General features: G+C 28.4%; 14 protein-coding genes, 1 pseudogene and 1 other annotated feature. Of the genes and pseudogenes, 5 read left to right on the top strand and 10 right to left on the bottom strand.

Features of this window, described 5'->3' with window-relative positions; genetic code table 11:
- Positions 1-166: 166 nt before the first annotated feature.
- A complete protein-coding gene (locus tag ACX0KU_RS11340) occupies positions 167-691 on the top strand; it encodes a DUF4364 family protein (protein ID WP_472990028.1) in 525 nt (174 codons plus the stop codon).
- On the opposite strand, the gene ACX0KU_RS11335 is transcribed toward ACX0KU_RS11340, so the two are convergent.
- Complete coding sequence (locus ACX0KU_RS11335) at positions 688-1,572, bottom strand: YncE family protein (protein WP_472990027.1); 885 nt, start codon at positions 1,570-1,572, stop codon at positions 688-690. The two genes, ACX0KU_RS11340 and ACX0KU_RS11335, sit on opposite strands and share 4 nt — an antisense overlap.
- A gap of 237 nt (positions 1,573-1,809) precedes the next feature.
- Between ACX0KU_RS11335 and ACX0KU_RS11330 the strand changes: the two genes are divergently transcribed.
- A complete protein-coding gene (locus ACX0KU_RS11330; RefSeq protein WP_472990026.1) occupies positions 1,810-2,055 on the top strand; it encodes a TIGR03905 family TSCPD domain-containing protein in 246 nt (81 codons plus the stop codon).
- Positions 2,056-2,093: 38 nt separating this feature from the next.
- Here ACX0KU_RS11330 and ACX0KU_RS11325 read toward each other — a convergent pair whose 3' ends face one another.
- The gene (locus tag ACX0KU_RS11325) at positions 2,094-2,705 is read right to left on the bottom strand and encodes a DNA-3-methyladenine glycosylase (RefSeq protein ID WP_472990025.1); all 612 of its coding nucleotides are present in this window, start codon (positions 2,703-2,705) and stop codon (positions 2,094-2,096) included.
- 476 nt (positions 2,706-3,181) lie between these two features.
- Between ACX0KU_RS11325 and ACX0KU_RS11320 the strand changes: the two genes are divergently transcribed.
- Positions 3,182-4,297, top strand: a complete 1,116-nt coding sequence (locus ACX0KU_RS11320) for an AI-2E family transporter (RefSeq protein WP_472990024.1) — start codon at positions 3,182-3,184, stop codon at positions 4,295-4,297.
- A gap of 54 nt (positions 4,298-4,351) precedes the next feature.
- On the opposite strand, the gene ACX0KU_RS11315 is transcribed toward ACX0KU_RS11320, so the two are convergent.
- Both ACX0KU_RS11315 and ACX0KU_RS11310 read right to left on the bottom strand, forming a co-directional pair.
- Positions 4,352-5,662, bottom strand: coding sequence for a bifunctional folylpolyglutamate synthase/dihydrofolate synthase (locus ACX0KU_RS11315; protein ID WP_472990023.1), 1,311 nt, complete (start codon positions 5,660-5,662; stop codon positions 4,352-4,354).
- 144 nt (positions 5,663-5,806) lie between these two features.
- Positions 5,807-8,449, bottom strand: a complete 2,643-nt coding sequence (locus ACX0KU_RS11310) for a valine--tRNA ligase (RefSeq protein ID WP_472990022.1) — start codon at positions 8,447-8,449, stop codon at positions 5,807-5,809.
- Between the two features lie 83 nt (positions 8,450-8,532).
- Positions 8,533-8,746 (bottom strand) — a binding site (T-box leader).
- A gap of 232 nt (positions 8,747-8,978) precedes the next feature.
- On the opposite strand from ACX0KU_RS11310, the gene ACX0KU_RS11305 reads away from it, so the two are divergent.
- Both ACX0KU_RS11305 and ACX0KU_RS11300 read left to right on the top strand, forming a co-directional pair.
- Positions 8,979-9,509: a serine/threonine protein kinase gene (locus ACX0KU_RS11305; protein ID WP_472990020.1), complete on the top strand. Its 531-nt coding sequence runs from the start codon at positions 8,979-8,981 to the stop codon at positions 9,507-9,509.
- Between the two features lie 76 nt (positions 9,510-9,585).
- Positions 9,586-9,825, top strand: a pseudogene (locus ACX0KU_RS11300) (ABC transporter substrate-binding protein); the annotation flags it as partial.
- A gap of 9 nt (positions 9,826-9,834) precedes the next feature.
- Here ACX0KU_RS11300 and ACX0KU_RS11295 read toward each other — a convergent pair.
- The 6 genes from ACX0KU_RS11295 to ACX0KU_RS11270 all read right to left on the bottom strand — a co-directional run bounded on the left by ACX0KU_RS11295 (position 9,835) and on the right by ACX0KU_RS11270 (position 13,817).
- Entirely contained in the window at positions 9,835-11,520 is a 1,686-nt protein-coding gene (locus tag ACX0KU_RS11295) for a bifunctional diguanylate cyclase/phosphohydrolase (protein WP_472990019.1), read from the bottom strand.
- A gap of 61 nt (positions 11,521-11,581) precedes the next feature.
- Positions 11,582-11,716 (bottom strand): cyclic lactone autoinducer peptide, encoded by a 135-nt coding sequence (locus ACX0KU_RS11290; RefSeq protein ID WP_472990018.1) that lies wholly within the window; start codon positions 11,714-11,716, stop codon positions 11,582-11,584.
- 7 nt (positions 11,717-11,723) lie between these two features.
- Positions 11,724-12,380, bottom strand: coding sequence for an accessory gene regulator ArgB-like protein (locus ACX0KU_RS11285; protein WP_472990017.1), 657 nt, complete (start codon positions 12,378-12,380; stop codon positions 11,724-11,726).
- A 1-nt stretch (position 12,381) separates the two neighbouring features.
- Positions 12,382-12,849, bottom strand: a complete 468-nt coding sequence (locus tag ACX0KU_RS11280) for a hypothetical protein (RefSeq protein WP_472990016.1) — start codon at positions 12,847-12,849, stop codon at positions 12,382-12,384.
- A 122-nt stretch (positions 12,850-12,971) separates the two neighbouring features.
- A complete protein-coding gene (locus ACX0KU_RS11275) occupies positions 12,972-13,526 on the bottom strand; it encodes a DUF5317 family protein (protein WP_472990015.1) in 555 nt (184 codons plus the stop codon).
- Positions 13,527-13,658: 132 nt separating this feature from the next.
- Positions 13,659-13,817, bottom strand: a complete 159-nt coding sequence (locus ACX0KU_RS11270; RefSeq protein ID WP_472990014.1) for a hypothetical protein — start codon at positions 13,815-13,817, stop codon at positions 13,659-13,661.
- Between the last annotated feature and the right edge of the window lie 50 nt (positions 13,818-13,867).

Below are 13,867 nucleotides of genomic sequence, written 5' to 3'. Positions count from 1 at the left end.
AATAAAATTTATATAGAAATACAGATAAATATTACTCATTTATATCTTTGTGTATAATTTATTTTACGAAAACGTTTTAATATAAATTAAAATAAAAAGCACCAATAGCTTTTGGTGCTTTTTATGATATAATAGTGTAAGAATTAGACTTAAAGGAGTGAAAACCATGTTTAATAGCACATCGGAGCTAGCTGAAGATAAACTTCTTTTGCTTTATTTATTAGAGAAGATAAAACTTCCTCTTTCAAATAATCAAATAACTCATATTATCCTAGAAAATAACCTTATGAATTATTTTACTCTTCAACAATACATAACAGAATTGACAAGTACCCATTTTATTCAGGTTATAGATCAAGAAGGTAAGCATAGAATTACTATTTCACCTGAAGGGTCCAAAGTCTTGTCTCTTTTTCAAAATAGAGTGTCTAAACAAAAATTAACTGATATAGATTTATATTTAGATAAACAACTTCAAAATATAAAAAAAGAAGTTACAATTTCTGCTGATTATACAATAGAAGGTAATAATTATATTGTAAATCTTAAAGCATTAGAAAATAATTGTATTTTAATGGATTTAAAGTTAAATGTGGCTTCAAATAAGCAAGCAAAAGAATTATGTCTAAAATGGAAGCAGAATTCCTCAGAATTATATAATCAGCTTTTTAAAGTATTAATAGACTCTTAAGCATATGTCATACCATTAGGTTCTCCTCCTATTGATATGACTTTTTTATCTTCGCTTTCAATATCTACTGATATAAGTAAATCATTATAGCTATCCGTTACATATACATTTCTTCCCATCCTAAATACCCCTCTTGGCATACCTCCTATATTTATATTTTTAATTTCCTTATAATTATTGATATCCACTATACTAACAGATCCATCTCCAAAATTAGTAACAAAGCAATATGGTGAGCTTGGATAAATATCTATTGGATATTTACCCACTAAAATTTTATTAAGTAACTTAAATCCCTTTAAAGATAAAACACTTACCTTTCCCTTTACATCACTTCCTAAATTACTTTCACATATCAAAATATTATTTCCATCTACTGTGAATGATACTTTCGTCGGATATGCGCCTACTCTTAAATTAGCTATATTTTTTTTATCCTCTAAATCAATCATCGTTAGACTATCATTATGAAAATTAGATACAACTATAATTTTTTTTTGCTTATTAATATCAATACTATGTGGCAAATTACCACAAGGTATTTCCTCTTCTACAGTTTTACTGATTAAATTAAACACTGATACATGATTAGAATCTCCACATATAACATATGCTTTATCCTCATATACGACTACATCATTACAGTGCATACCTATAAAAAAGCTATCTACTTCCTCTTTTGTTTCGATATCTACTATGGATATAGTGTTGCTATAATTATTAGCAACTAACAACTTATCTTTGTATACGCAAATACCATGAGGGCCAACCCTATCCATCTTGGATAATTGAAGAGGAATTTTTACCTCTTCTTTAAAATTTTCTGTGTTTACAACAGATATATTATCTGATGACGTATTGCAAACATACAAATATCCCACACATTTCACCCCCTCATAGTATACTATGAATCTGTACAATAAATTGAGATTAACTATTTTATTAAATTTAATTTGTGATTACAAATGATAATATTATTTTATATAAATACTACAATAAAGAATTTATTTCAAAACATAAATTTGGAATACTATCTTGTTGTTTATTTGTAAATGATATTCTATAATATAGTGTGACTAATAGGATGATATTTTGACATTAATATAGGGGGATTTGTAATGTATAAATATACTACTAAAGGAATCTGTGCTAGTTCAATATCTTTTGATATAGAGGATGAAAAGCTTAAAAACGTGTCCTTTTTTGGTGGTTGTGATGGAAATTTAACAGGTCTTTGCAACCTATTAGATGGTATGGATATTGCTACTGTTATAGATAAACTTAAAGGAATTCGTTGTGGTAGGAAATCTACTTCTTGTCCTGACCAATTAGCTATAGCTTTACAAGAAATAATGAAGAAATAAAAGCAAAGAAGCTTTGCATTAAAACTTGCAAAACTTCTTTATTTTTTAGAAACGTATTTATTGTCTTTTATATAAAACCTCCATAAAAAATCTTTTGCTTCCTCTGCATAATCTATGCCTATGCGCTTTGATGAAACTGTCTCAAAATTTTCTTCTTCACTTTCTACAACATATATTTTATCTCCACACAAATCCTCTCCATTTAAGGTCTTATCAATATTCATTGCATTGCACAACTTACCTGGTCCATTAGATAAATTCTTCCTTTGATAAGAAGTCAACTCATGGTAATTTTTTTTATATCTATTCTTACTCATAATCTCCATATCTTCTACTGGCTCTATAGCTCTTATAAGCACTGCCTGTGGTTCATTCTCATTGGCAGCTACAATATTAAAACAGTAGTACATTCCATAAATCATAAATATATAGACATATCCACCTTCTTTGTACATAACTTTAGTTCTTTCTGTGACTTTTCCACCATAAGAATGAGCCGCTTTATCATTTGGTCCCATGTACGCTTCAACTTCAACGATTCTCCCTATAATTCTTCTTCCATTGTTTTCATAAACAAGTAACTTTCCAAGTAAATCTTGTGATACCTCTAGTACATTTCTAGTATAAAATTCTCTTGTTAATTTGTTCATTATTATCCTCCAAAAAAAATCTATATAATATTATAAAAAAATACAAATTTTAAAGACACATTTTACAGCTATTACATATACTATAGTGTAGGACAAGCCGAGAATCCTACATCCATTATACCTCTTTAATGAAGGGGGGTTAAGTATATGAAAGACTGCTGCCCACGCCCAATATTCGATGATAATCTTTGGTTAATAATACTAATAATTATATTATTCTGTTTCTGCGGTGGAATTGGTTGCGCTGCACCACTTTTCTTCTGCTGCTAGTACAATAATAGATTTTAGCGGTATATTTCTATAATATACCGCTTTTTATTCTTTTGTAATACTAAATGATACATATTAATATTATAAAACTTTCTAAATTTTACTAGAAATACATTTAATTTAAAATATAACGATTGAGTGAAAAATCTTTAAGTGATATAATTATTCATATTGTGCTTAAGAAAAATCAAAAGGGGTTGTATTTTTTGTTTAGTGAAGAAAAAATTCCATATCTTAAATTAATACCAATACTTATTATTTCTTTTTTACTTTTTAAAGCAATTGATAATATTCAACTTTTAGCTGATGGATTTTCTATTATGATGTCAATTTTAACTCCATTTTTTTGGGCATTTAGCATCGCATATATACTTAATCCTCTTATTGTTCACTTAGAAAGGACATTTAAAACCAGAAGAATTTTAACAATAGTTATAGTGTATCTTATAGTTTTTGGTATTATTACCCTTATCATAACTATTATAGCACCAACTATTACTGACAATATCGGAGAGCTTCTTCAAAATATGCCGAGCTACGCTAGAAATACTCAAAATTGGTTTGATCATACTATTAAAAAATTAGATTTATCTAATAACCAAGATATTATAGATCACGCTAATAAGGCTCTAAATGATATGCTGGATATATTAACAGCATCATTAAATTCAACAGTAAATTTACTACTAAATAAGGCTATATCTTTTACCTCATCTTTTCTCAAGATGATCTTCGGATTTATTATATCTATATATATTCTTAAAGATAAAGAAGTTTTTATAAAAAATGCTAAAAAACTTTTGTATGCTTTATTTAATGAACATTCAGTAAAGAATTTTTTATATTTCGGAAGAGAAGTGGATAGTATATTTTCTAGATACATCATAGGAAAAACTATTGATTCCTCTATAATTGGATTGCTTTGTGCTATAGGTATCAGCTTAATAGGAGTTCCTTATGGACTACTAATCAGCTTAATAGTAGGTGTTACAAATATGATACCTTACTTCGGCCCATTTATAGGTATGATTCCTGCTTTTATAATAACTTTACTATTCAATCCTATAAAGGCATTTTGGGTAGTACTATTTATATTTGTTCTTCAACAATTTGATGGTTTTTATCTGGGTCCCAAGATTCTAGGTGACCAAGTTGGTGTAGGTCCATTTTGGATTATCCTTGCAGTTATTATAGGTGGTGGAGTCTCTGGAGTATTAGGAATGTTTCTAGGTGTTCCAATAATTGCGATTCTAAAAATACTTCTTGAACGTTTTATGTCGAAACGTTTAAAAATTAAAAATATACATAACAACGATATTTAAGCATATTAAAACAAGGCATGTAATAAATCACTCATGCCTTGTTTTTTTATATAACTACTTTCTTTCTATTACTTTTTTCATATCACCTATCATATACAAAGAACCAGATACTAAAATCAAATCTTCTTTATTACTGTAACTTAATGCTAAACTATATGCTTTTTCATAATCTTCTACAGCTATACAATTTTCATTATACTTTTTAACTTCCTTCTCTAATTCAGCTGCTAATTCCGCTCTTTCACTTTGAGGAGTTACACATATAATTTGCTTTACCCCTGGTGTTATTATTTTTACCATTTCTTCAATATTTTTATCAGCTAAAATACCAAGAATCAATATTAAATTATTGTATTTTAGATATATTCCTGCATTCTCTTTAAGCTTTTTAATTCCATCTATATTGTGAGCTCCATCTATCACAACTAAAGGCATCCAATTTAATATTTCAAACCTTCCAGGCCATTTTACTGTATACAATCCTCTAAAAATAGCTTCTTCATTTATTTTTAAACCTAATTGTTTCAGCTCATCAATAGCATATAAGGATGTAGCACAATTTAGTATTTGATGATTTCCTAGAAGTGATAATTTCATATTATATTCATTAACATTAGTATTAACTCTAATATTTTGAACTCTTTTGATATTTCCCTTTTCTTGTATATCCTCTACTCCTAAAAACTCAGCTGAATCTAAAGATACTTCAATAAGCTTAGAACTTCTTTCTGTGCAAATTTTCTCTATAGCTTTATTAACTTCTTCTTCTTGAGGATATAAGATCACTGGTACTCTCTCTTTAATTATTCCGCCTTTTTCATAAGCTATTTCCTCCAGTGTATCCCCTAATACATTCATATGATCATAACTTATAGAAGTTATGATACTCAAAATAGGTGTTATAACATTGGTAGAATCTAATCTTCCTCCAAGGCCAACTTCTATGACTGCATAGTCTACTTCTTGCTCATAAAAATATAAAAATCCTGCACATGTAATTATCTCAAACTGAGTTGGATCATCATAACCTAGTTCTACAACTTTAGTTACAGCCTCCGAAACCCTTGTAACTACTTTAGCTAAATCTTCTTTAGGAATATTTATTCCATTAACCTGTATTCTTTCTTCAAATTCTTCTATATATGGAGAGGTATACATTCCAATCTTATATCCAGCTTCTTTTAATATGTTTGATATAATAGCTGTTGTAGAGCCTTTGCCATTAGTTCCTGCAATATGTATTGTTTTTATTTTTTCTTGAGGATTTCCTAAAATCTCAAGTATCTTTTTAGTTCTTTCTAACCCTAACTTCATACTAAACTTTGCAGATTCATCTATATACATCATGACTTCCTCATAATTCATTTAAATTCCTCCATTTCTATTAAACTATCTCTTATCTTATAGAGACCTTAATCTCAGTTATTTAGTTAAATAGTAAGCTGGAGCCATTTATGGACCCCAGCCTACTATTATCCTTATTATACATCTATATAGTTAAACATAGAATTACTTTTGAAGACTATCTAATCTTTCAATAACAGCCTTATACATCTCTTTATATTTTTCCTCTTTTTCTCGTTCTTCTTTTACTACTGCTTCTGGTGCTTTACTCATAAATTTCTCATTAGAAAGCTTACCCTCAACTCTTTGAATTTCTTTTTGTAATTTTTCTTTTTCTTTATTCAATCTTTCTACTTCTTTTTCAATATCAACTAAATCTAAAAGAGGCATAAACATTTCTGCTCCCATAGTAACTGTTGATACTGAATTCTCAGGAATTTCTCCCTTTGAATTAACAAAAACTACTTCTGCTGCTGAAGCTAACTTTTCAAAATAAACTTTTCCTTCTTCAAAAGCTTCTCTACCCTCTGATGCATAGATTATTACTTTAGCTTTTCTTGAAGGCGGAACATTCATCTCTGCTCTAACATTTCTTAATGCTTTAATAGCTTCTATTATATAATTCATTTCATTTTCTGTTTTTTCATCTTTTAATTCATCATTATAAGTAGGCCACTCAGAAGTTACAATAGTTTCCTCTGAATTCGGAAGATTTGTATATATTTCTTCAGTAATATATGGCATTACTGGATGTAGTAATTTTAATCCTGTAGTTAAAACTTCATTTAATACATTTAAAACTACACCTTTTGATTTTCTATCTTCTCCATATAAAATTGGTTTTACAAGTTCTATATACCAATCACAAAACTCAGTCCACATGAAATCATAGATCTTCTGAGCTGCCATTCCTGTTTCAAACTTTTCTATGTTTTCACTAACTTCTTTAACAACTGAATTTATTCTTGATAATATCCATTTATCAGCAAGAGTATATTCTTTGCAGTCTTTAAATTCATTAATAAGCTCTACATCTAAATTCATCATTACAAACCTAGATGCGTTCCATATCTTATTTGCAAAGTTTCTAGCAGATTCTACTTTCTCTTCATAGTATCTTATATCATTTCCTGGAGAGTTTCCAGTAACAAGCATAAATCTAAGAGCATCCGCTCCGTACTTATCTATAACTTCTAGAGGGTCTACACCATTTCCAAGAGACTTAGACATCTTCTTTCCTTGACTATCTCTTACTATACCGTGAATCAGAACAGTATCAAAAGGAATTTCTTTCATGCTATGAATTCCTGAGAAAATCATTCTTGCTACCCAGAAGAATATAATATCATATCCAGTTACCAGGGTGCTTGTAGGATAAAAATATTTAAGATCTTCTGTATTCTCTGGATATCCTAAAGTAGAAAATGGCCATAATGCAGAACTAAACCAAGTATCCAATACATCATCATCTTGTCTTAACTTATGACTACTACATTTATTACAGCTTGATGGCTCATCAACAGCTGCTATAATCTCTCCACAGTCTTCACAATACCAAACTGGAATTCTATGTCCCCACCATAATTGTCTTGATATACACCAATCTTGTATGTTTTCCATCCAGTTAAAATAAGTTTTTGAAAATCTCTCTGGAACAAACTTTATTTTTCCTTCTCTTACAACATCAATAGCTGGATCTGCCAATGGCTGCATTTTTACATACCATTGTTTAGAGGTTACTGGTTCAATAATTGTTTCACATCTATCATGAGTTCCAACATTATGAACATGTTCTCTTGTTTTTACTAAGTATCCTTGAGCTTCTAAATCTTTAATAATAGCCTTTCTAGCCTCATATCGATCAAGCCCTGAATACTTTCCGTAACCTTCTGCAATACTACCATCCTTATTCATCATAACAATCTCTGTTAAGTTATGTCTTCTTCCCACTTCGTAATCGTTAGGATCATGAGCAGGTGTTATTTTAACTGCTCCTGTACCAAATTCCATATCAACATAATCATCTGCAATAATAGGAATTTCTCTTTCCACTAGTGGTAATTTCAATGTTTTTCCTAATAGATGAGAGTATCTCTTGTCTTTAGCATTAACTGCAACAGCTGTATCTCCAAGCATGGTTTCAGGTCTTGTAGTTGCAATTTCTATAAATTCATCACTATCGATTACAGGATACTTTATATGCCAAAAGTTCCCGTTCTTTTCTTCATACTCTATTTCTGCGTCAGATATTGCTGTTTGACATTTAGGACACCAGTTAACAATTCTGTTTCCTCTATATATAAGTCCTTCATTATATAAATCAACAAATACCTGTCTAACGGCTTTACTTAAGCCTTCATCCATAGTAAATCTTTCTCTTGTGTAGTCAGCCGATATTCCTAACTTATTATATTGATTTTTTATTTTTTCTCTATATTCATCTGACCATTCCCAAACCTTTTCTAAAAATGCTTCTCTTCCCATTTCTTTTTTATAAAGACCTTGCTTTAAGAGTTCTTTTTCAACTCTTACTTCAGTTGCAATACTTGCATGATCTTCTCCTGGAAGCCAAAGTGTACTAAATCCTTGCATTCTTTTTGTTCTTATTAAAAAGTCCTGCAATGTTCCATCAAGTGCATGACCTAAATGAAGCTGACCAGTTATATTTGGTGGTGGCATCATTATAGTATAAGGCTTCTTATTTTTATCTACCTCTGGAGTGAAATACTTTTTTTCTTCCCAAGTTTTATATATTCTCTCTTCAAATTCTTTAGGATCATAGGTTTTCGAAATATTTGCTTCTAACATTTTATATCCTCCTTAAAAGTTATTTTAAAATTATTTTTCTCTTTTGTTATGATATTTAAGACAAAATAAAAAGCGCTGCCACCTCAAAGGACGACAGCGCGCGTTACCACCTTAATTCCTGAAACATTCAGGCTCTCATTAAAATTAACGATGTGACCACCGTCTTTATCTACTAATAGTTCAATAAAGAAGCTCCAAAGCTACCTTCAAGATTAGTTATATAGAAGATCTTTCAGCCTATGAACCTTCCTCTCTTAATACACTTATATCTTTACTCCTCTTTTTCTCTGCTTTTCATATTTAGTTATTTTTTATTATACCTTTATTTTATAACCTGTCAAGAACTATTTATAAACTTATTTATATCTACTAAACTTCATAATATATCTTTTTTCTCCGCTACTCTTATATCCTTAACTATAAAAATATTATTATTTTTATAAAACACAATATATTTAGTAATCTATTTAATGTAAAGTGAATACTGTAATAATAAGTAATATATTTTGTATTAAAATGGGGCAATAATATGAAACACTTAGTTATTGAAGGAATAGATTTATCTATATGTAAAATAATACACAGAGGTAAAGATGAAAAAATTTATTTAACTCCTGATAACAAGGTTATAAAAATCTGCAGGAATCTAGATGACTGTAGACGTGAATATCTAATTTTAAAGTATTGTCAACACAGCAAGTATTTTCCCAAGGTTTATAAATATAATCTTGGTTATATAATAAGAGAGCATATAGATGGCATGTGTTTAATTGATTATATTAAAAAAAATGGCCTAGATGAAAGTTTAACACTTTCTTTAGTTGATCTTATCGAAAATTTTACCCTTCTTAATTTCACCAGATTAGATACTGGCATTTCTCATATTTTCATTACAAAAAATGGTGATTTTAAAGTAATTGGTTTAAAAAATAATTATACAAGAAAAGAAAAACATCCTAAACACTTACTTTCCGGACTTAGAAAGCTCAAAGTATCTAAAAAATTCTTTAAAATTCTAAAAAAAGAACGTCCGGATTTATATGAACTGTGGAAAAACTAATATACCATATTCACCCCTTATATATAATTTTCATATAATAGCTTATGACATAAATTAGTCAAAGGGGGAATATTTTATGAGGAAAAAAGTGTTTAGTACATTTCTAGTTATTATGTTACTACTTACCTCAGTTACATTATTCGGTTGTAGTAATAAAAAAGAAGAATCTTTGCAAAAAATCAAATTAAATGAAGTTGTACGTTCTGTATTTTATGCACCTATGTACGCTGCTATAAATGAAGGCTTCTTCAAAGAAGAAGGTATAGACATTGACCTTTCCACTGGTCAAGGAGCAGATACAACTATTTTGAAAATACAAGTATACTTATATTTTATATTTACTTTCATTAATAATCTCTATAAATACTGAAGCTATATGTGGATCAAATTGAGTACCACTACACTTCTTAAGTTCATTTATAGCCTCATCATAAGTTTTTCTTTTATTATATGGCCTATTTGATGTCATAGCATCAAAGCTATCTACTACTGCTAAAACTCTTGCTAGATAAGGTATATCCTTCCCCTTAAGATTATCTGGGTATCCCTTTCCATCATATCTTTCATGATGATGCAATATAAGTGGTGAAATATCTCCTAAAGATTTAACAGGATTTATTATTTCTATCCCATTAAAGGGATGTTGCTTAAGTAGTTCCCACTCTTCATTAGTTAATGGCATCTGCTTATTTAATACTTCCTTTGAAATATTTATCTTGCCAATATCATGCATATACGCACCATATATTAGTTTCTTTTTATCTTCCTCATTAAGTTCAAGTTTATCAGCCAACATTCTACTATAAACTACTACTCTTTCAACATGTCCATATGTATATTTGTCTTTCGCATTAATAACACTTATTAATGTTTTTATAGATGTAACAAGGTCTATATGTTTTTCTTCTATATCATTTTTCAACTCATCCAGTATAGAAGTATAGATTTCAACTCTATTTTTATTGAAAAACTTAGCTCGATATAAAGCATCATCCGCACTTTTAATAAGCTCAACATCATTCTTAGCTTTATCAGGATAGATAGACACTCCCATTGATACAGTTAACTTACCCTTGGGTTGATTTTCTTCTCCCTCAAAATAAGTTTCTTCTATTTTTATTCTTATATTTTCTGCAATGCTAATTGCATCTTTTTCCATAGTATCAGGTAGTATTATTGAAAACTCCTCGCCACCGTATCTAGCTACAATATCCGTTTCTCTTACACTGTTTTTTAGTATAGATCCTATACTTCTTAACACCTCATCACCCTTTTGGTGTCCATATAGATCATTATAGTGCTTAAAATAATCTATATCCATAAATATCATAGATATAGGTTTATTAACCTTTTCATATTCTAATATTTCTTGTCTTATAGCATCCTGAAAAAACCTATGATTATATACACCAGTTAACCCATCTTCATTTACTAACCTTTTAAGTTCCTCGATATGTTCCCCTTCTATCTTTACATAAAAACCTAAGGGCCATGCTGTAAGGATAAATAATGCTGATAATACTAGATCATTTTCAAAATACGTATTTATCTCCACACCTCTTAAAGCTACAATGTCCATGACCAATATAATAGTAGAAGAAATACATGCTACTATTATTCCCTGTTTCATACCTGACTGTATAGCGGTAGTTATTATAATAAATAGGAATAGGAATTTATAACTACTTTGGTGTGCACCTGAAACAAGTACTGCTGATAAAGATACTAGTAAAAATAAAATCATTTCTATGTTTTGTATTACTTTTATATGTTTTACACCTGACTTATTAAGTGTTGAGAATATCCACATACCATAAATTAGTATTAATACCAATAATAGTGATACTACTATTATTACACTATAATAATTATATTTGGTATTTAATATAGGCTTCTTATCTTTAAAAAGATATTGAAAAAATGATGTTCCAGAAAATAATAATGAAGATATTTTTACTATTGATAATATTTCATTTACCTTTCTATATTTAGTCTCTTCCATCCTTGTCATAACATCACTACTCCATAGTTAATTTTCAAATATAATACGATTTAGTAGCAAATCTCATACATTAATCTTTTCTAAGAGATTTTGGTTCTTCTGGTTGATAAGTAAACCAAATACATGCAGATGTAGCCACAGATGTTGCAACAAAAGTAGTTATAGTTGCAATTAAAGCTAGTAATTTATGATTTAGTTTTTTCATAATATTTTCACTTCCTTACTTCTTTAATTATATGAATAAAAAAAACATCTATTTTATTTATTAATGAATGGCCACATTTAGTAAGTGTGAAGGTCTGCCAGGCTACACCCCCACTTATACATAATGCATATACAAGAAATCTTGATTTTTCAAGATTAAAATATAATGTCATTATAGCTAAAGCCATTATAAAATAAATGTTTAAAACTATAATAGAATTCTTTTTCATTAAATTCTTTGTATTTTCTTTATTAATAGGTTTTGATGGAGTATCAACAGGCGCTAATTTATAAATGATGTAATATGACCATATAAAAATCATCAGTACTAAAATTAAAGTTATATTAATTTTTGCCCATATATTCACTATAAGGGATATTAAAATAGCTTGTCCCATACATATGATTAATCCAATAGAAGTGCAATTGCCTGGTGAGCTAGCGTGCGCTCCTCCAGAATATTTTCTAAGTATACTTACTGTAAATAATATTATTGTTGCTTCAATTGCAACATGAAATAAATAACCTAGTGTAATAGTAAGAAATATAGAAAGAACAGTCTGTAATAAAGCAAAAGTTCCATAAGCTATAACTTCTTTTTTATCATTATTTAGATTTAGTTCTAATGCTATTTTATTTGCAATACTATTTGATAAATTCTCCATTCTAAATATATTTCAACTCTTTTCTTTTCAATAATCTAACATAATATGATATTACAATACAAGCAAAAAATAATATTGCTGGAGTACCATACAATACCTTTAACACTGGTTTACTAAGTATATAACTCATATCTGCTTTAAAAACATGCTGTATTATAAGTATATTTAAGCCCTCACACACAAATAGTAAAATCAAAGCAATTGTTACTGATCGTACTGATTCAATTAAATTAATCTTATTTATATTAACTATCAGTATAATGAATATAAAAAAGTTTAGTATAGTATGAACACCAAAATTAATTGGAAGGAATCTAATTGTATATACTATAATTACATATATTATGCTTGATACTATGTATCTCTTAATATCAATATACCTTTTTGAAAATGCGTATGCGGCAAAAATAAATAAAAATCCCTCTGGCAATCCTCGTGCGAAAAATTCGAAGGGGGTTACTTGTAACATATCTTTTTCTCCTTTTAAAATCTATTATAAAACTACTCTTCTTAACTGCTAGTTTAATAAAGAACAATATCAAATTATAAATTTAGAGTTTTTGCTTAACGTCTCTGATTAACTAGTTATTCTTACTCACTAGCAACCTTCCTTACTATATTTAGATATTTGATTACATTAAAAATAATAATAAAAACAAAACCTCTTATAAATACATCTCCAATACTCAAAATACTATATCCTGTATCTATTATATCAGTTAAAAATTTTAAATTTGTTTGTGAATTCCCCAAAACGTGTATATCGTTAATTCTCATAAAAGAATCTTCTTTTACATAGCCTGTCCAATATGATAGTTTAGGAAATACGGGCATATTCCCACCATTTGCTTTTATAGCAATATTATTTAAAATACTACCAATAAAAATAAATACTGATCCAATAATAGCACTATAATATTTTTTATATTTAATAATTAGAAACAAATATAAGTACAAATAGAATGATTTTAGCATAGATGAATATTTTATAAATCTATAATCACCAAAAAAAAACATAACATTTAAAATTATATACAATAACTCATACCCTAATATAGGATATATCACCCTTTCCTTAAATAGCGGTTTTAAATTGTATCCTTTTATTTTTGCAATTATCATTGCTATCAATATGGTTTCTATCATACTATTAATCCTACATTTCTTTTATAAACTAAAATACTCTTTTATTATAACAACTTTTTTAATTTTATTCCACTTTTTTCTTGAAATCCCATATATACAAGTATAAATTTCAGCTTTTTTATATATAATACCCTATTTTTTTGTATTAATATATTCTTCTAAAATCTTATCACCATATTTCTCTCTTAAAATACTAACTATAATTCTAGCTTTTTTATCCTCTAATTCTTTCAATTCTTCTTCTCTAGGAGGATATATTACTTCTACTGAAATTTCTTTTCTTTTTACCATACTCATCACCACTGAAAATACTATTACAATCATACTATTCGCATTTATTA

The organism is Clostridium sp. X, from assembly GCF_055755365.1.
Note: the sequence above shows the minus strand (reverse complement) of the source record. Positions and strands in the feature narration are given on the sequence as shown.